The sequence below is a fragment of the Variovorax terrae genome (assembly GCF_022809125.1).
Taxonomy (GTDB): Bacteria; Pseudomonadota; Gammaproteobacteria; order Burkholderiales; family Burkholderiaceae_C; genus Variovorax_A; species Variovorax_A terrae.
Map to the genome: position 1 here is coordinate 1,283,165 of NZ_JALGBI010000001.1, position 15,812 is coordinate 1,298,976.

General features: G+C 68.4%; 17 protein-coding genes. 13 read left to right on the forward strand and 4 right to left on the reverse strand.

Annotation, left to right across the window (positions count from 1 at the left end):
* Positions 1-36: 36 nt before the first annotated feature.
* The gene (locus MMF98_RS06025; protein WP_423837572.1) at positions 37-1,383 is read left to right on the forward strand and encodes a serine hydrolase domain-containing protein; all 1,347 of its coding nucleotides are present in this window, start codon (positions 37-39) and stop codon (positions 1,381-1,383) included.
* Positions 1,384-1,485: 102 nt separating this feature from the next.
* On the opposite strand, the gene MMF98_RS06030 is transcribed toward MMF98_RS06025, so the two are convergent.
* From MMF98_RS06030 to MMF98_RS06040, 3 genes are all read right to left on the reverse strand, one after another.
* Positions 1,486-2,601, reverse strand: a complete 1,116-nt coding sequence (locus MMF98_RS06030; protein ID WP_243305304.1) for a 5-methyltetrahydropteroyltriglutamate--homocysteine S-methyltransferase — start codon at positions 2,599-2,601, stop codon at positions 1,486-1,488.
* Positions 2,602-2,702: 101 nt separating this feature from the next.
* Positions 2,703-3,659 carry a PDR/VanB family oxidoreductase gene (locus tag MMF98_RS06035; protein WP_243305305.1) on the reverse strand — a complete coding sequence of 319 codons (957 nt, stop codon included), beginning with the start codon at positions 3,657-3,659 and terminating at the stop codon, positions 2,703-2,705.
* A 5-nt stretch (positions 3,660-3,664) separates the two neighbouring features.
* Complete coding sequence (locus MMF98_RS06040) at positions 3,665-4,738, reverse strand: aromatic ring-hydroxylating dioxygenase subunit alpha (protein WP_243305307.1); 1,074 nt, start codon at positions 4,736-4,738, stop codon at positions 3,665-3,667.
* Between the two features lie 259 nt (positions 4,739-4,997).
* Between MMF98_RS06040 and MMF98_RS06045 the strand changes: the two genes are divergently transcribed.
* The 9 genes from MMF98_RS06045 to MMF98_RS06085 all read left to right on the forward strand — a co-directional run bounded on the left by MMF98_RS06045 (position 4,998) and on the right by MMF98_RS06085 (position 12,695).
* A complete protein-coding gene (locus MMF98_RS06045) occupies positions 4,998-5,762 on the forward strand; it encodes a GntR family transcriptional regulator (RefSeq protein WP_243305308.1) in 765 nt (254 codons plus the stop codon).
* 33 nt (positions 5,763-5,795) lie between these two features.
* The gene (locus MMF98_RS06050; RefSeq protein WP_243305310.1) at positions 5,796-5,990 is read left to right on the forward strand and encodes a hypothetical protein; all 195 of its coding nucleotides are present in this window, start codon (positions 5,796-5,798) and stop codon (positions 5,988-5,990) included.
* A 62-nt stretch (positions 5,991-6,052) separates the two neighbouring features.
* Positions 6,053-7,222: an ABC transporter substrate-binding protein gene (locus tag MMF98_RS06055; protein WP_243305313.1), complete on the forward strand. Its 1,170-nt coding sequence runs from the start codon at positions 6,053-6,055 to the stop codon at positions 7,220-7,222.
* 109 nt (positions 7,223-7,331) lie between these two features.
* On the forward strand, positions 7,332-8,204 hold the full coding sequence (locus MMF98_RS06060; RefSeq protein ID WP_243305315.1) for a branched-chain amino acid ABC transporter permease: 873 nt from the start codon (positions 7,332-7,334) through the stop codon (positions 8,202-8,204).
* A gap of 2 nt (positions 8,205-8,206) precedes the next feature.
* Positions 8,207-9,175 (forward strand): branched-chain amino acid ABC transporter permease, encoded by a 969-nt coding sequence (locus tag MMF98_RS06065; protein ID WP_243305316.1) that lies wholly within the window; start codon positions 8,207-8,209, stop codon positions 9,173-9,175.
* Entirely contained in the window at positions 9,172-9,939 is a 768-nt protein-coding gene (locus MMF98_RS06070; RefSeq protein WP_243305318.1) for an ABC transporter ATP-binding protein, read from the forward strand. The genes MMF98_RS06065 and MMF98_RS06070 overlap by 4 nt, the downstream gene beginning before the upstream one ends.
* On the forward strand, positions 9,932-10,663 hold the full coding sequence (locus tag MMF98_RS06075) for an ABC transporter ATP-binding protein (protein WP_243305321.1): 732 nt from the start codon (positions 9,932-9,934) through the stop codon (positions 10,661-10,663). Before MMF98_RS06070 ends, MMF98_RS06075 begins: the two co-directional genes overlap by 8 nt.
* Before the next feature lie 84 nt (positions 10,664-10,747).
* Positions 10,748-11,734 carry a Bug family tripartite tricarboxylate transporter substrate binding protein gene (locus tag MMF98_RS06080; RefSeq protein ID WP_423837573.1) on the forward strand — a complete coding sequence of 329 codons (987 nt, stop codon included), beginning with the start codon at positions 10,748-10,750 and terminating at the stop codon, positions 11,732-11,734.
* A 55-nt stretch (positions 11,735-11,789) separates the two neighbouring features.
* Positions 11,790-12,695 (forward strand): NAD(P)-dependent oxidoreductase, encoded by a 906-nt coding sequence (locus MMF98_RS06085; RefSeq protein ID WP_243305323.1) that lies wholly within the window; start codon positions 11,790-11,792, stop codon positions 12,693-12,695.
* Between the two features lie 134 nt (positions 12,696-12,829).
* Here MMF98_RS06085 and MMF98_RS06090 read toward each other — a convergent pair whose 3' ends face one another.
* Complete coding sequence (locus MMF98_RS06090; protein ID WP_243305325.1) at positions 12,830-13,765, reverse strand: LysR family transcriptional regulator; 936 nt, start codon at positions 13,763-13,765, stop codon at positions 12,830-12,832.
* A 124-nt stretch (positions 13,766-13,889) separates the two neighbouring features.
* Here MMF98_RS06090 and MMF98_RS06095 point away from each other — a divergent pair, with 124 nt between their 5' ends.
* The 3 genes from MMF98_RS06095 to MMF98_RS06105 all read left to right on the forward strand — a co-directional run bounded on the left by MMF98_RS06095 (position 13,890) and on the right by MMF98_RS06105 (position 15,763).
* Positions 13,890-14,591: a pirin family protein gene (locus tag MMF98_RS06095; protein WP_243305328.1), complete on the forward strand. Its 702-nt coding sequence runs from the start codon at positions 13,890-13,892 to the stop codon at positions 14,589-14,591.
* An 84-nt stretch (positions 14,592-14,675) separates the two neighbouring features.
* Complete coding sequence (locus MMF98_RS06100) at positions 14,676-15,308, forward strand: NAD(P)-dependent oxidoreductase (RefSeq protein ID WP_243305330.1); 633 nt, start codon at positions 14,676-14,678, stop codon at positions 15,306-15,308.
* 44 nt (positions 15,309-15,352) lie between these two features.
* A complete protein-coding gene (locus tag MMF98_RS06105) occupies positions 15,353-15,763 on the forward strand; it encodes a DoxX family protein (RefSeq protein ID WP_243305332.1) in 411 nt (136 codons plus the stop codon).
* The last annotated feature ends 49 nt before the right edge of the window (positions 15,764-15,812 follow it).

Below are 15,812 nucleotides of genomic sequence, written 5' to 3' on the forward strand. Positions count from 1 at the left end.
CTCCGACCCATCCCCCCTCCCAAGGAGAAGCCCGCCATGAACCGTTTTCCTTTCTCCCGGCGCCTGGTCCACGCGGCCTGCTGCCTGGCGCTGGCCTCGGGCGCCATGGTGCCTGAGGCCCGGGCGGCCGGCCCCGCCGCCAGCTACCCCGATGCCACGGCCAGCGATCCCGCGAAGCTGGGCTGGATGGTCGGCTCGCCGCCGCCGGCCGACCGCACGCTGCGCTTCGACGACGGCAGCTACTTCCAGTTTCCGGCGATGCGCTGGAGCGTGTCGAACTTCCGCCAGCTCATGCCCACGGTCAACGTCTCGCGCGGGCTGGGCGCGCCGGTGCCGCTGCCCCGCGCGCTGCGCACCGACATCGACGCGGTGCGCTTCACGCCGATCGGTGCCAGCGCGCCCATGACCTGGGCCGAGTCGCTGGCCGCCAACTACACCGACGGCATCGTGGTGCTGCACCGCGGGCGCATCGTCTACGAGCGCTATGCCGGCGTGCTGAAGGCGGACGGCCAGCACGGCGCGATGTCGGTCACCAAGTCGGTGACCGGAACGCTGGGCGCGATGCTGGTGGCCGAAGGCCGGCTCGACCCCGCCAGGCGGGTGGCCGACTACGTGCCCGAGCTGGCCGCGTCGGCCTTCGGCAACGCCACCGTGCGCCAGGTGCTGGACATGACGACGGGGCTCCAGTACAGCGAGGACTACGCCGACCCGAAGGCCGAGGTCTGGGCCTATTCGCAGGCCGGCAGCCCCCTGCCCAAGCCCAAGGACTACACCGGCCCGCGCAGCTACTACGAGTACCTGCAGACGGTGCAGCCGCAGGGGCAGCACGGCGAGGCCTTTGCCTACAAGACCGTCAACTCCGACGTATTGGGCTGGGTGATCTCGCGCGTGACCGGCCGCAGCGTGGCCGAGCTGCTGTCCGAGCGCATCTGGCAGCGCCTGGGCGCCGAGCAGGATGCCTACATGACGGTCGATTCCATCGGCACCCCGTTCGCTGGCGGCGGCCTGAACACGGGCCTGCGCGACCTGGCGCGCTTTGGCGAGATGCTGCGCAACAACGGTCGCTTTCGCGGGCAGCAGATCCTGCCCAAGGCGGTGGTGGACGACATCCGCGGCGGCGGCGACAAGGCCGCCTTCGCCAAGGCCGGCTACGAGCTGCTGCAGGGCTGGAGCTACCGCGACATGTGGTGGGTCACGCACAACGACCACGGCGCCTTCATGGCGCGCGGCGTGCACGGCCAGCGCATCTACGTCGACCCGAAGGCCGAGATGGTGATCGCGCGCTACGCCTCGCACCCCGTGGCGAGCAACGCCGCCAACGACCCGACGACGCTGCCGGCGTTCGAGGCCCTGGCCCGGCACCTGATGTCGAAGCCGCGCTGAGGCATTTTGGCGCTCTCGAATCGGATTTGCAAATGAAAACGACCGCAGGTCCAGGTCCTGCGGTCGTTTCTTGCTATTGAATCTATAGCGACTATCGGAGGCTCAGGCCGTGCCCCAGACCTCGCGCGCGGTCTCGATCACCAGGCGCAGCTTGTCGCGCTGGGCTTCCACCGCGATGTCGTTGCCGTGCACAGTGCTGGAGAAGCCGCACTGCGGCGACAGCGCGAGCTGCTCCAGCGGCGCGTAGCGCGCGGCCTCGTCGATGCGGCGCTTGAGGTCGTCCTTGTCTTCCATCTGGCCGAACTTGGTGGTCACCAGGCCCAGCACCACGGTCTTGCCCTTGGGCAGGTAGCGCAGGGGCTTGAAGTCGCCGCTGCGGTCGTCGTCGTATTCGAGGAAGTAGGCATCGAGGTCCATTTCCTTGAGCAGGGCCTCGGCCACCGGCTCGTAGTTGCCGGCGGCGGCGTGCGTGCTCTTGAAGTTGCCGCGGCACAGGTGCATGGCCAGCAGCATGCCGGCGGGCTTCTGCGCCACCACCTTGTTGATGAAGGCGGCGTAGCGGTGCGGCAGCTCGTTCGGGTCGTCGCCGCGCTGGCGGGCGGCCTCGCGCATCTTCTCGTCGCACAGGTAGGCCAGGTTGGTGTCGTCCATCTGCACATAGGTGCAGCCGGCGGCGGCCAAGCTGCGCAGCTCGTCGCCGTAGGCCTTGGCCACGTCGTCGTAGAACACAGGGTCGAGCTCGGGATAGGCGTCCTTGCTGATGCCGGCGCGCCCGCCGCGGAAGTGCAGCATGGTGGGCGAGGGGATGGTGACCTTGGGCGTGTGGCCGGCACCGACCTGGCTCTTGAGGTACTGGAAGTCGGCGAGCTGGATGTCCTTGGCGTGGCGCACCTTGTCGATCACGCGCATCACGGGCGGTGCCAGTTCTTCGGTGCCGTCGGGCTTGCGGATGGTGACCGGGATGTCGGTCTTCACGCCGCCGAGCTGTTCGAGGAAGTCGATGTGGAAATAGGTGCGGCGGAACTCGCCGTCGGTGATGCTTTTGAGGCCCACGTCCTCCTGGAACTTCACGATCTCGGTGATGGCCTTGTCTTCGACGGCGCGCAGCTGCTCGGGCGTGATGTCGCCGCGGGCTTTCTGCTCGCGCGCCTCGAGCAGGTACTTGGGGCGCAGGAAGCTGCCGACATGGTCGTAGCGGGCGGGGAGTTGTTGGGTCATGCGAGGTCTCCGTTGGGTGGTCGGTCGGTTCGGGCGATGATGTTAGAGCATCTTTTCCGGTGCGGCCTGCGTGCCGAACCCGAGGAATGCTTTTGTATGGATCACAGGTCCAGCACCAGCAGCCGGCTCTTGGCGCGCGAGCAGCAGGGTGTGAACTGGTCGTTCTTCGCGCGCTCCTCGTCGGTGAAGTACATGTCCTGGTGGTCGGGCTCGCCTTCGAGCACGCGCGTGATGCAGGTGCCGCACACGCCCTGCTCGCAAGAGGTGAGGATCTCGATGCCGTGCTGCTGCAGCGCCTGCACCACCGTCTGGTCCGGCGCGATGGCGTAGACCTTGCCGGTGCTGGCGATCTTGACCTCGAAGCCGGCGTCGCCCGCCGTGTCGCGCGGCGCGGCGCCAAAGTATTCGAGGTGGATCTGTTCGCTGCCCCAGCCCAGGGCCTTGGCCGTGCCGACCACATGCTCTATGAAGCCGGCCGGCCCGCAGACGTAGAGCTGGGTGCCGGCCTCGGGCTGCGCGATCTCGCGCGCGAGATCGAGCTTCTGCGCCGCCGGGCCGTCGTCGAAGTGGAACTGCACGCGGTCCGCATAGGCGGCGGCGCCGATCTGCGCGTGGAACGCGGTGCGCTCGGCCGAGCGCGTGCAGTAGTGCAGCCGGAAGTCGGCGCCGATCTCGGCCAGCCGTTCGGCCATGCACAGCAGCGGCGTGACGCCGATGCCGCCCGCGAACAGCAGCGTGCGCTGGGCATGCTGGAGCGGGAAGTGGTTGCGCGGCTCGCTGATCTGCAGCAGGTCGCCCTCATGCACCGCGTCGTGCATGCCGGTGGAGCCGCCGCGCGAGGCCGCGTCGCGCAGCACGGCGATGCGGTAGCGGTGCTGTTCGGTCGAGGCGTTGCACAGCGAGTACTGCCGCGTCAGCCCGCCGGGCACCTGCACGTCGATGTGCGAGCCCGCGCTGAAAGCGGGCAGCGGTTTGCCGTCGAGGCTGGCGAGCTCGAAGCCGCAGATGTCCTGCGCTTCCTGGATCTTGCGGACGACCCGGACCTGGAGTGTGTTCATGGCGTTCAGGCGGCTCGCGCCAGGGCTGCCGCCTGCGCGGGCGGCTGTTGCGGGAGCTGCTCCTGCGCGAGCAGGCGGTCGAGGATGCGGCGCGACTGCACGCCGCCGGCGTCGATGTTGAGCATCAGCAGCTTGCGCTGGGGGTGCAGGTCGAGGTTGCGCTGCTGCGCTTCCAGCACCTCGGTGTCTTCGGCGAACACCTGGCCCTGGCCTTCGCGGATCTCGGCGGTGAGCGCCTGGTCCTTCACGTTGAAGTTGCGCGCCATGCCCCAGAAGTACCACATGCTCTTCTCGGTCTCGGGCGTGATGAAGTCCACCACGATGCTGGAGACCTTGTCCTTCGGGTCGGCGTGGTAGCCGCCCTTGCCGGCCAGCGCCACGCCCACCTCGATCATCACGTGGCTCGGCGGGGAGAAGTGGCAGACCTGCCAGCGGTCCACCGGCTGGTCGTCGGGCAGGCCGTTGCCGCGCAGGTTGGCCTGCCAGAACGGCGGTGCCATCACGTTGTCCATGAAGCGGCTGGTGATGACGTGGTCGCCCTCGGTCTTGGTCGTGACCGGCGCCTCGTCGATCTCCTTCTGGCCGATGCTGCTGGCGTGCACGTAGGTCTCGTGCGTGAGGTCCATCAGGTTGTCGATCATGAGGCGGTAGTCGGCCTTCACGTGGTACAGGCCGCCGGCATAGGCCCAGTCGGGGCTCTCGGCCCATTCGAGGTGGTGGATCTTGGCCGGGTCGGCCAGCGCGGCATCGCCGGTCCAGACCCAGATGAAGCCGTAGCGCTCGGCCACGGGGTAGCTGCGGATGCGCGGGAAGCCGCCGACGCGCTGGCCGGGCATGGAGACGGTCTTGCCCTCGCAGCCCATGGTCAGGCCGTGGTAGCCGCACACGAGGTGGCCGTCACAGACCTTGCCGAGCGAGAGCGGGGCGCCGCGGTGGGGGCAGAAGTCCTCGAGCGCGGCGACCCGGCCTTCGGCGCCGCGGAAGAACACGATCTTCTCGCCACAGATCTGGCGGCCCAGCGGCTTGTCGGCGATGTCGTCGGGGGTGCAGGCAACGTACCAGGTATTTTTGGGGAACATGTTCATCTCCTAGGGGCGCATGAAGGGCAGGGGGCGAATCGGAATCTGGGCGGGCTTTGGCGGGTTGTCCACCTTGGCGCGCGAGCCGATTATGCAAAAAATCCGAATTAATGTATACATCAAGAATCCCGATAACTCAAAAACTGACCAGGAAATAGGGGTTTTAGAGCTAATTTTGAGAGGAAACGTCGAATATTTGTTGATTTTTAGTTGAGTTGTGTATACATATGGAATGCAGCAATGTGTTAAAAACCACCCCATGGACGCCGCCACCCCGCTCAATGCCGAAGCCCCCGAAGCAGGGGCTTCGCAGGCCGTGAAGACGCAGCTGCGCCTGCGCGAAATGATCCTGGCGGGCGAGCTGCCGGGCGGCACGCGCATCGCCGAGCTGGCCATCGTCGAGCGGCTGGGCGTCTCGCGCACACCGATCCGGGCCGCCCTGATGCGGCTGGAGCAGGAGGGCCTGCTGGAAACCCTGCCCAACGGCGGCTATGCGGTGCGCACCTTCTCCGAGCGCGATGTGTCCGAGGCGATCGAGCTGCGCGGCACCCTTGAAGGGCTGCTCGCGCGGCTGGCCGCCGAGCGCGGCGCGGCGGCGGTGCTGCTGGGCGAGGCGCGCGCCTGCCTCGACGGGATCGACGGCGTGCTGCGCCAGCCGGCGCTCAACGACGAGGCGTTCTCCCGCTACGTGGCGCTCAACCAGCGCTTTCACAACCTGCTCGGCGAGATGGCTGGCAGCGCCGTGATCGTGCGCGAACTGGAGCGCGTGGCCCGCCTGCCGTTCGCCTCGCCCTCGGGCTTCGTCGTGGTGCAGGCCAACTCGCCCCAGGCGCGCGACATGCTCATCGTGGCGCAGGACCAGCACCGCCAGGTGCTCGACGCCATCGAGCACGGCGAAGGCTCGCGCGCCGAGGCCATCATGCGCGAGCACTCGCGCATCGCCCAGCGCAACCTGCGCGAGGCCGTGCGGGGCCAGCACCTGGACCAGATGCCCGGCGTGCGGCTGATCCGCAAGCGAAGCTGAAGGCTGCCGACGGTGCAACCCTCATCGCCGCGCATGGCGCTCACCGATCCAGCCGCGGCGCAGGCTGAAGCGAGTGCAGCTGCGCGTGAATTCCTGACCCGGCCGACCGGTCATTCGGTTATCGCAAACTGCTATATCAAACAGTCTGATTTCAGACTTGCGCAGGGGCGCATTTGCGGTCACAGTGCCGGGGGTTTAGTATTTGACCGCGCCGGCATGCTGGTTTGACGGGCTCGTTCAAGCAACGACGAATCCTTCCCTCTCGTTCATTCACCATCCTGGAGACACCCATGAAGAAAAGAGTATTCCTCAGCGCAACGGCCCTGGCAGCCATGGTGTTGTCGTCGGGCGCTGTGCTGGCGCAAGACAAATTCAAGATCGGCCTGATCCTGCCGATGACGGGCCAGCAAGCCTCCACGGGGCGCCAGATCGAAGCGGCGGCTCGCCTGTACATGGCCCAGAACGGCGACACCGTGGCCGGCAAGAAGATCGAACTCATCATCAAGGACGACGCCGCCACCCCCGACCAGACCAAGCGCCTGGCCCAGGAACTGGTGGTCAACGAGAAAGTCAACGTGCTCGGCGGCTTCGGCGTCACCCCGGCCGCCCTGGCCGCCGCCCCCATCGCCACCCAGTCCAAGACCCCGCTGGTCGTCATGGCCGCTGCCACCTCCAGCATCACCGAAGCCTCGCCCTACATCGTGCGCACCAGCTTCACGCTGCCGCAAGTCTCGGTCTCCCTGGCCGACTGGGCGCCCAAGAACGGCATCAAGAAAGTCGTCACCCTGGTCAGCGACTACGGCCCCGGCATCGACGCCGAGAAATACTTCAAGGACCGCCTGACCTTCAACGGCGGCCAGGTGGTGGAGCAACTGCGCGTGCCCCTGCGCAGCCCCGACTTCGCCCCCTTCCTGCAAAAGGTGCGCGACATCAAGCCCGACGCCCTGTTCGTCTTCGTGCCCTCGGGCGCGGGCGCGGCCGTCATGAAGCAGTTCCTGGAGCGCGGCCTGGACAAGGCCGGCATCAAGCTGATCGCCACCGGCGACGTCACCGACGACGACCAGCTCAACGACATGGGCGACGGCGCCCTGGGCGTGGTCACCTCGCACCACTACTCGGCGGCCCATCCCTCGGCCATGAACAAGAAATTCGTCGAAGCCTTCGAGAAAGCCAACAAGGGCATGCGCCCGAACTTCATGGCGGTCGGCGGCTACGACGGCATGCGCGTGATCTACGAAGCGCTCAAGGCCACCAAGGGCCAGGGCGGCGGCGATGCGCTGCTGGCGGCCATGAAGGGCCAGATCTTCGAGAGCCCGCGCGGCAAGATCTTCATCGATGCGCAGACCCGCGACATCGTGCAGGACGTGTACCTGCGCAAGGTCGAGAGGAAGAACGGCCAGCTGTACAACGTGGAGTTCGATGTCATCAAGGATGTGAAGGATCCCGGGAAGGCAAAGTAAGCCCACCCCCAGGCTCCGCTGCGCTGCGCCTCCCCCCTTGCAGGGGGCAACACCAGTGGCCCGGCGGAGCCGGTTCCACGGTGTTCCCCGTTGAAATCCCGCTTCACTCATGCTGACCATACTCTTTGATGGCATCGCCTACGGCATGCTGCTCTTCGTGCTCGCCGTCGGGCTGGCCGTGACCATGGGGCTGATGAACTTCATCAACCTCGCGCACGGCGCCTTCGCCATGGTGGGCGGCTACATCACCGTGCTGCTGATGCAGCGTGCCGGCGTGCCCTTCCTGGTGTGCCTGCCGCTGGCCTTCCTGGGCGCCGCGCTGCTGGGCGCCGTGCTCGAGCGCACGCTGTACCGGCCGCTGTACCGCCGTCCGCACCTGGACCAGGTGCTGTTCTCCATCGGCCTGGTGTTCATGGCCGTGGCCGGCTTCGACTACTTCATCGGCTCCACGCAGCAGATCATGCAGCTGCCCGAATGGCTCAAGGGCCGCACCGAGATCGGTTCGGGCCCCTGGACCCTGGGCATGGGCCACTACCGCATCTTCATCATCGTGGTCTGCGCCGCGCTCACGGTGGGGCTGCAGTACATCCTGGCCAGGACGCGCTTCGGCAGCCGCCTGCGCGCCTCGGTGGACGACCAGCGCGTGGCCGCGGGCCTGGGCATCAACGTGAACATGGTGTTCCTCTCCACCTTCGCCGTGGGCTCGGGCCTGGCCGGCCTGGGCGGCGCCCTGGGCATCGAGGTGCTGGGGCTGGACCCGACCTTCCCGCTCAAGTTCATGGTGTACTTCCTGATCGTGGTGGCCGTGGGCGGCACCTCGTCCATCACCGGGCCGCTGCTGGCGGCGCTGCTGCTGGGCATCGCCGACGTGGCCGGCAAGTACTACATCCCCAAGCTCGGGGCCTTCATCGTCTACTGCCTCATGATCGTGATCCTGATCTGGCGCCCGCAGGGCCTGTTCGTGCGCAAGGGAGGGAAATGAGCATGAATGCGCAGAAATCATTGCTGCAAGGCTCGCGCTGGAAGGCCTGGGAGCCGGCCGTCTGGCTGATCGGTTTTGCCGCGCCGCTGCTGGTCGCTCAGCACTCGCTGATCGTCAACGAGATCGCCATCGTCGCGCTGTTCGCGATGTCGCTGGACCTGATCCTCGGCTTCACCGGCATCGTCTCGCTGGGCCATGCGGCCTTCCTGGGCTTCGGCGCCTACAGCGCTGCGCTGTTCGCCAAGCACATCAACCCCGACCCGACGCTGGGCCTGCTGGTGGCCGCGGCCACCACCACCGTGCTGGGCGCGGCCTGCAGCCTGACCATCATGCGCGGCACCGACCTCACGCGGCTGATGGTCACGCTGGGCGTGGGCCTGATCCTGCTGGAGCTGGCCAACAAGCTCGACTGGCTGACCGGCGGCGCCGACGGCCTGCAGGGCGTGGTCATGGGCCCGGTGCTCGGCAAGTTCGAGTTCGACCTGCAGGGCCAGGTTGCGGCCTGGTATTCGCTGGTGGTGGCGTTCGTGCTGTTCGTGCTGATGCGCCGGCTGGTGAACTCGCCGTTCGGCGCCACCTTGATGGCCGTGCGCGACAACCGCCTGCGCGCCATGGCCATCGGCATTCCGGTGACGGCGCGTCTGGGCGTGATCTACACCATCTCCGCCGGCGTGGCCGGCATCGCCGGCGGCCTGCTGGCGCAGACCACGGGCTTTGCCTCGCTCGACGTGTTCGCGTTCGACCGCTCGGCCGACGTGATGCTGATGCTGGTGATCGGCGGCACCGGCTGGCTGTACGGCGGCATCGCGGGCGCCGTGGTGTTCAAGCTGCTGCAGGACACGCTGTCGGCCATCACGCCGCAGTACTGGATGTTCTGGATCGGCCTGTTCCTGGTGATCCTGGTGCTGGTCGGGCGCGAGCGGCTGCTGCGCCCCTGGACCTGGTTCGGCAAGAAGGCGAAGCAATCATGAGCGCCGCACCCACCGTTCTGTCCGCGCGCGGCCTGGTCATGCGCTTTGGCGGCATCACCGCCACCAACAACGTCACGCTGGACCTGAAGAAGGGCGCGCGCCATGCGCTGATCGGCCCCAACGGCGCCGGCAAGACCACATTGATCAACCTGCTGACCGGCGTGCTCGAACCGACCGAAGGCAGCATCACGCTCGAAGGCCTGGACATCACGCGCCTGGCGCCGCACCAGCGGGTGCACCGCGGCATGGTGCGCACCTTCCAGATCAACCAGCTGTTCGACACGCTCACGCCGCTGCAGACGCTGGCGCTCACGGTCTCGCAGCACCGCCGCCTGGGCACGCGCTGGTGGCCCTCGCTGGGCTCCAACCAGGCCGTGGCCGAACGCTGCGAGGTGCTGCTCGAGCAGTTCCACCTCACCGACGTGATGAACCAGCCCACCCGCGTGCTGGCCTACGGCAAGCGCCGGCTGCTGGAGATCGCCATCGCGCTGGCCTGCGAGCCGCGCGTGCTGCTGCTCGACGAACCCGTGGCCGGCGTGCCCGCGGGCGAGCGCGAGGAGCTGCTGCAGACCGTGGCGGCGCTGCCGGCCGATGTGTCGGTGCTGCTGATCGAGCATGACATGGACCTGGTGTTCAGCTTTGCCAACCGCATGACGGTGCTGGTCAACGGCACGGTGCTGACCGAGGGCGACCCCGAGCAGATTGCCAACGACCCGCAGGTCAAGGCGGTGTACCTGGGGCATGGAGAAGAAGCACATGGCTGAGGAACTCCTCAAGATCGAGAATCTGAGCGCCGGCTACGGCGAGGCCGTGGTGCTCAACCACGTGTCGCTCGCGCTGGGCGAGGGCGAAACCCTGGCCCTGCTGGGGCGCAACGGCACCGGCAAGACCACGCTGATGAACACGCTGGCCGGCGCCACCACGCGCCACGGCGGCAGCATCACGCTGGGCGGCGTGGCCCTGCACAAGCTGGCCTCGCACGAGCGCGCGGGGGCCGGCATCGGCTGGGTGCCGCAGGAGCGCAACATCTTCAAGTCGCTCACGGTGGACGAGAACCTCACCGCCGTGGCGCGGCCCGCGCGCGCCGGCAGCACGGCGCGGCCCTGGACGCCCGAGCGGGTGTACGAGATGTTCCCGCGCCTGGCCGAACGCAAGACCAACCTGGGCACGCAGCTGTCGGGCGGCGAGCAGCAGATGCTGGCGGTGGGCCGCGCGCTGGTGCTCAACCCGAAGCTGCTGCTGCTGGACGAGCCGCTCGAAGGCCTGGCGCCGATCATCGTGGAAGAGCTGCTCAAGGCCATTGCGCGCATCACGCGCGACGAGGGCCTGTCGGCCATCATCGTGGAGCAGCACCCGCAGGCGATCCTGGCGATCTCGCACCGCGCGGTGGTGCTGGACCATGGCTCGGTGGTGCACGCGGGCAGCGCGCAGGAGCTGCGCGAGCAGCCGGCCCTGCTCGACCGCCTGCTGGGTGTGGCGCGCGGCTGATTGCGCCTGTGTTACCCGGTGCTATTGTTTTGATAGCTGCCGATGACCGTCCGACAAGGACATCCGCCCGAAAGGACCTTTGAAATGCAACGTCGACAGATGCTCATGGCCGCAGCCGCCGCGGCGGCGCCCATGCTGTGGTCGGGCGGAGCCGCCGGCCAGACCGCGGCGTTCCCGTCCAAGACGCTGCGCATCGTCGTGCCCTTCGGCGCCGGCGGCGTGGCCGACCTGACGGCCCGCACCGTGGGCCAGAAGCTGGCCGAGCTGCTGGGCCAGAGCGTGATCATCGACAACCGCCCCGGCGCGGGCGGCGTGGTGGCCGGCGAGGTGGTGGCCAAGGCCGAGCCCGACGGCCACACGCTGCTGCTCATGAGCAACGGCACGGCGGTGAGCGCCGGCCTGTTCAAGAGCCTGCCGTTCGACGCGGTCCGCGATTTCGCGCCCATTTCGCTGCTGGGCCTGTTCGACCTCGTCATCGTGGTGCCCGACAACTCGCGCTTCAAGACGCTGGGCGAGCTGGTGGCCTGGGCCAAGGCCCATCCGGGCAAGCTCAACCTCGGCAGCATCAACGTGGGCAGCACGCAGAACCTGGCGGCCGAGCTGTTCAAGACCAGCGCCGGCATCGACGCCCAGGTCGTTCCCTTCAACGGCACGCCGTCCGTGGTGACGGCGCTGCGCGGCGGCCAGATCGACGCGGCGGTGGAGATCCTGAGCCCGGTGATGACCCAGATCAGCAGCCAGGCGCTGCGCGCGCTGGCGGTGATGGGCGAGAAGCGCTCGACCTCGCTGCCCGAGGTGCCGACGGTGGCCGAAAGCGGAGGGCCGCTGGCCAGGTTCAACGCGGCGTCGTGGAACGCGCTGGCCGCGCCGGCCCGCACCCCGCGCGACGTGGTGCAGCGGCTGAACCGCGAAGTGCAGGCGGCGATCGCCTCGCCCGACGTGAAGAAGCGCCTGCAGGACCTGCGCGTGGAGCCGCGTGCCAGCACGCCCGAGCAGCTGGGCCAGCTACTGACCTCGGACATCGTGCGCTGGGGCGAGGTGATCTCCCGCGCCAACATTCCGCGCCAGTGACGACGCGCCGCTTTGCGCGCCCCTCTTTTCTGATCCAAACGCTGCCGGAGGCTCCATGACCCTGCACCACATCGGCCTGATCGGCTACGGCGAAGTCGGCAAGATCTTTTCCGCCGGTCTCAAGGACCAATCCGGCGTGGCCGGCATGGGCGCCTGGGACCTCAAGTTCGCCAGCGTGACCGCCGAGGCCGCCGAGCGCGCCCACGCGGCGCAGGCCGGCGTCGCCGCGCAGGCCTCGATGCAGGCGCTGTGCGAGGCCAGCGACCTCATCATCTCGGCCGTGACCGCGTCCAACACCCTGGCCGTGGCGCAGGAGGCGGCGCGGCACATCCGCCCCGGTGCGCTGTTCCTGGATCTCAACTCGGCCTCGCCCGGCACCAAGCAGCAGTGCGCCGCGCTGATCGATGCGCGCGGCGCGCACTATGTGGAGGCCGGCGTCATGACCTCGGTGCCGCCTTATGGCATCCGCGTGCCCATGCTGCTGGGCGGCGCCAGGGCGGCTGGACTCGCCGCCGTGCTGGCGGGCTGGGGCATGGACGCCAGGGCGGTGAGCGAGCAGCTCGGCGTGGCCAGCGCCATCAAGATGTGCCGCAGCGTGATGATCAAGGGCCTGGAGGCGCTGGTGATCGAGAGCTACGCCACGGCCCGCGCCTATGGCGTGGAAGACCACGTGCTGCCCACGCTGGCCGAAACCTTTCCTTCGATCGACTGGGAGAAGCAGGGCGCCTACTTCTTCAGCCGCGTGGTGCAGCATGGCCAGCGCCGCGCCGAGGAGATGCGCGAGTCGGCCAACACCGTGCGCGAAGCGGGCTTCGAGCCCTTCATGGCCGCCGCCATTGCGGGCAAGCAGCAGTGGGTGGCCGACCAGGCGCGCGAGGGCGTGTTCGCGGGCCTGGCCAAGGACGCGCGCTGGCAGGACTATGCCGACCGGCTGATCGCGGCGCGCACCAAGCAGCCGTAGCGGCCTGCGGAGGGCGGGATCGGGTTTTTGAGTGCCCGATCGGGCCGATGTCCTCGTCGGACGGTCGTTTGATGCTATTGAATTCATAGCGGCCTGCGGCTGTACCGGCAGCCTGCCCTCGACGAGGGCGCCCCTCACACCCCGTAGTGCTTCTCCAGCAGGGCCGTCCGCGTCGTCGGGCTCTCCAGTTGCCCCAGCCACCACTGCAGCGCGCGCCCCTGGCTGGCCGCGCCGCGCCAGGCGTAGCTCATGCGGGCCAGCCGCTCGGGCCGGTCGACCTTCTTGGCCACCAGCCGGCCGGTCTCGATGTAGGGCCGGGCCATGGGCTCGGGCAGGAAGCCGCCGCCCAGGCCGCGCAACTGCGCGTCGAGCTTGGCGTGCATGGTGGGCACGGTGAGCACGTCCTGCCCGCCGAGCAGGCCCATGGTCAGCCCGCCGCCGCGCTGCACCGAATCGGCCACCGCCACGGCGCGGTGCTGGCGCAGCAACTCGTCGTTGAGCGGCTCGGGCGCGGCCGCCAGCGGATGGTGCGGCGCCACGGCAAAGAGAAAGGCCACGCCGCCCAGCGGCCGGCTCTGGATGCCGGCCGAGTTGGTCGGCTCCAGCACCACGCCGACGGCGAGGTCGGCCTGCCCCGAGGTCAGCGCTTCGAGCGTGCCCGAGAGGGTTTCGTCGCGCAGCTTCACGCGCGTGGGCGGGTTCAGCGCGAAGAAGGCGCCGGTCAGCTCCAGCAGGATGTGGCGCGAGATCAGGCCGTCGACCGCGATCGTGAGCTGCGACTCCCAGCCCGTGGCCACGCGCTTCACGCGGTTGGCGATGGCGTCGATGTCCTGCAGCAGCCGCTCGCCCTCGCGCAGCAGCTCGGCGCCGGCCTCGGTCAGGCGCGCCTGGCGCGAGCTGCGGTCGAACAGCAGCACGTCCAGCGCGTCCTCGATCTGGCGCACCCGGTAAGTGAGGGCGCTGGGTACCACGCCCAGCGTGCGCGCGGCGCCGGCCAGGCTGCCGGCCCGGGCCACGGCCTGCAGCATGGAGAGCGCATCCGGCGTCAGGACATCGCGTGCGGTTTGCATGATTTGGCTCGGTTTATTCAAATTATTTGAATGATGCCATCAAACGGAATGGCTGGCGCCAGCGCACCGGGCCTCCTACAGTGGAGACATCAGGCAAGTGATTGACTTCAAAGGAGATGCCACCATGCTGACGCTTCGCAAATCCCAGGACCGCGGCTATGCCGACCACGGCTGGCTCAAGTCGTTCCACAGCTTCTCGTTCGCCGGCTACCACGACCCGCAGCACATGGGCTGGGGCAACCTGCGCGTGATCAACGAAGACCGCATCGCGCCGGGCACCGGCTTCGGCACGCACGGCCACCGCGACATGGAGATCATCAGCTACGTGCTCAGCGGCAACCTCGCGCACAAGGACACCATGGGCAACGTCAAGGGCATCCCGCCGGGCGACGTGCAGCGCATGAGCGCCGGCCGCGGCGTGCAGCACAGCGAGTTCAACCACGCCCAGGACGAGACCACGCACTTCCTGCAGATCTGGATCGAGCCCAACGTGACCGGCATTCCCGCGAGCTACGAGCAGAAGACCTTTGCCGACAGCGAGAAGCGCGGCAACCTGAGGCTCGTGGCCTCGCCCGACGGCGCGCAGGGCTCGGTGACGATCCACGCCGACGCCTCGCTGTATGCGGGCCTGCTCGACGGCGCCGAATCGGCCACCCTGGCGCTGGACCCGGCGCGCAAGGGCTACGTGCACTTGGTGCGCGGCGAGCTCGACGTCAACGGCCAGAAGCTCGGCGCCGGCGATGCCGCGCTGATCGAGCGCGAAAGCCGGCTCACGCTGGACCACGGCAAGGATGCCGAGGTGCTGGTTTTCGACCTGGGTAACTAGGTAGGTAGGCGCCTGGTTCGCACCTGCAAAAGCGGTGCGAACAGGCCCGCTGCCTTTTCCCTCCATCTCACCCAAGGAAACATCATGAACGTCTTCATCTTCGGCGCCAGCGGCACGGTGGGCAGCGCCCTCGTGCAGGAAGCCCTGCGGCGCGGCCACCAGGTCACGGCCGCCGCGCGCAACGCCACCGGCCTCACGGCCGCCGGCGTCAAGGCCGTGCAGGCCGATGCCACCAGCGAGCCCGAGGTGCGCGCCGCCGTGGCCGGCCACGATGCCGTGATCGCCGCCGTCAGCGGCCGCAAGAGCGGGCACGACACGGTGCCGGCCATCGCCAGGAACCTGCTGTCGGCCCTGCCGGCGGCCGGCGTGAACCGCCTGCTGTGGGTGGGCGGCGCCGGCAGCCTGGAAGTGGCGCCCGGCGTACGCCTGGTGGATACGCCCAATTTTCCCGAGGCCTACAAGGACGAGGCGCTGGGGCAGGGGCGGGCGCTCGACGTGTTCCGCGCCAGCGCGTCGCCGCTGAACTGGACCTGCGTGAGCCCGGCCGCCTTGCTGGCGCCCGGCGAGCGCACGGGGCAGTACCGCACCGGCGGCGACCAGCTGCTGGTGGACGCCGAAGGCAACAGCCGCATCAGCGTGGCAGACTTCGCGGTGGCCATGATCGACGAAATGGAACGCAACGCCCACCCCCGGACTCGTATCACGGTCGCCTACTGAGACACTCTTTTCATCCATCCACTCTTCAACCAAGGAACCTCGTCATGCTGAACTCACTCCAGAACCCGCTGAGCTTCATCGGCCGCCTGCTGGTGGCCATCCTGTTCGTGCCGGCCGGCTTCGGCAAGATCGCCGGCTTCACCGGCACCGTGGGCTACATCGCGTCCAAGGGCCTGCCGCTGCCGCAGCTTGGCGCGGTGATCGCCATCCTCGTGGAGCTCGGCGTGGGCCTGCTGTTCCTGGTGGGCTTCAAGACGCGCTGGTCGGCGCTGGCGCTGGCGCTCTTCACGCTGGCGGCCGGCCTCTTCTTCCACAACTACTGGGCCGTGCCGGCCGAGCAGGTCATGATGCAGCAGATCAACTTCTACAAGAACCTCGCCATCGCCGGCGGCCTGCTGTCCTTCGTGGCCTGGGGCGGCGGCGCCTGGAGCCTGGACGCCCGGCTGAAGTCCTGAGCGGCGCACTGCGTTGTGCCCCGGGTGCGCCCGGGGCGCTCAACCCACC

Coding starts and splice junctions, on each gene's coding strand:
- MMF98_RS06025 (WP_423837572.1), top strand. CDS start 37: ATGAACCGTTTTCCTTTCTCCCGGCGCCTGGTCCACGCGGCCTGCTGC.
- MMF98_RS06030 (WP_243305304.1), bottom strand. CDS start 2,601: ATGACCCAACAACTCCCCGCCCGCTACGACCATGTCGGCAGCTTCCTG.
- MMF98_RS06035 (WP_243305305.1), bottom strand. CDS start 3,659: ATGAACACACTCCAGGTCCGGGTCGTCCGCAAGATCCAGGAAGCGCAG.
- MMF98_RS06040 (WP_243305307.1), bottom strand. CDS start 4,738: ATGTTCCCCAAAAATACCTGGTACGTTGCCTGCACCCCCGACGACATC.
- MMF98_RS06045 (WP_243305308.1), top strand. CDS start 4,998: ATGGACGCCGCCACCCCGCTCAATGCCGAAGCCCCCGAAGCAGGGGCT.
- MMF98_RS06050 (WP_243305310.1), top strand. CDS start 5,796: ATGGCGCTCACCGATCCAGCCGCGGCGCAGGCTGAAGCGAGTGCAGCT.
- MMF98_RS06055 (WP_243305313.1), top strand. CDS start 6,053: ATGAAGAAAAGAGTATTCCTCAGCGCAACGGCCCTGGCAGCCATGGTG.
- MMF98_RS06060 (WP_243305315.1), top strand. CDS start 7,332: ATGCTGACCATACTCTTTGATGGCATCGCCTACGGCATGCTGCTCTTC.
- MMF98_RS06065 (WP_243305316.1), top strand. CDS start 8,207: ATGAATGCGCAGAAATCATTGCTGCAAGGCTCGCGCTGGAAGGCCTGG.
- MMF98_RS06070 (WP_243305318.1), top strand. CDS start 9,172: ATGAGCGCCGCACCCACCGTTCTGTCCGCGCGCGGCCTGGTCATGCGC.
- MMF98_RS06075 (WP_243305321.1), top strand. CDS start 9,932: ATGGCTGAGGAACTCCTCAAGATCGAGAATCTGAGCGCCGGCTACGGC.
- MMF98_RS06080 (WP_423837573.1), top strand. CDS start 10,748: ATGCAACGTCGACAGATGCTCATGGCCGCAGCCGCCGCGGCGGCGCCC.
- MMF98_RS06085 (WP_243305323.1), top strand. CDS start 11,790: ATGACCCTGCACCACATCGGCCTGATCGGCTACGGCGAAGTCGGCAAG.
- MMF98_RS06090 (WP_243305325.1), bottom strand. CDS start 13,765: ATGCAAACCGCACGCGATGTCCTGACGCCGGATGCGCTCTCCATGCTG.
- MMF98_RS06095 (WP_243305328.1), top strand. CDS start 13,890: ATGCTGACGCTTCGCAAATCCCAGGACCGCGGCTATGCCGACCACGGC.
- MMF98_RS06100 (WP_243305330.1), top strand. CDS start 14,676: ATGAACGTCTTCATCTTCGGCGCCAGCGGCACGGTGGGCAGCGCCCTC.
- MMF98_RS06105 (WP_243305332.1), top strand. CDS start 15,353: ATGCTGAACTCACTCCAGAACCCGCTGAGCTTCATCGGCCGCCTGCTG.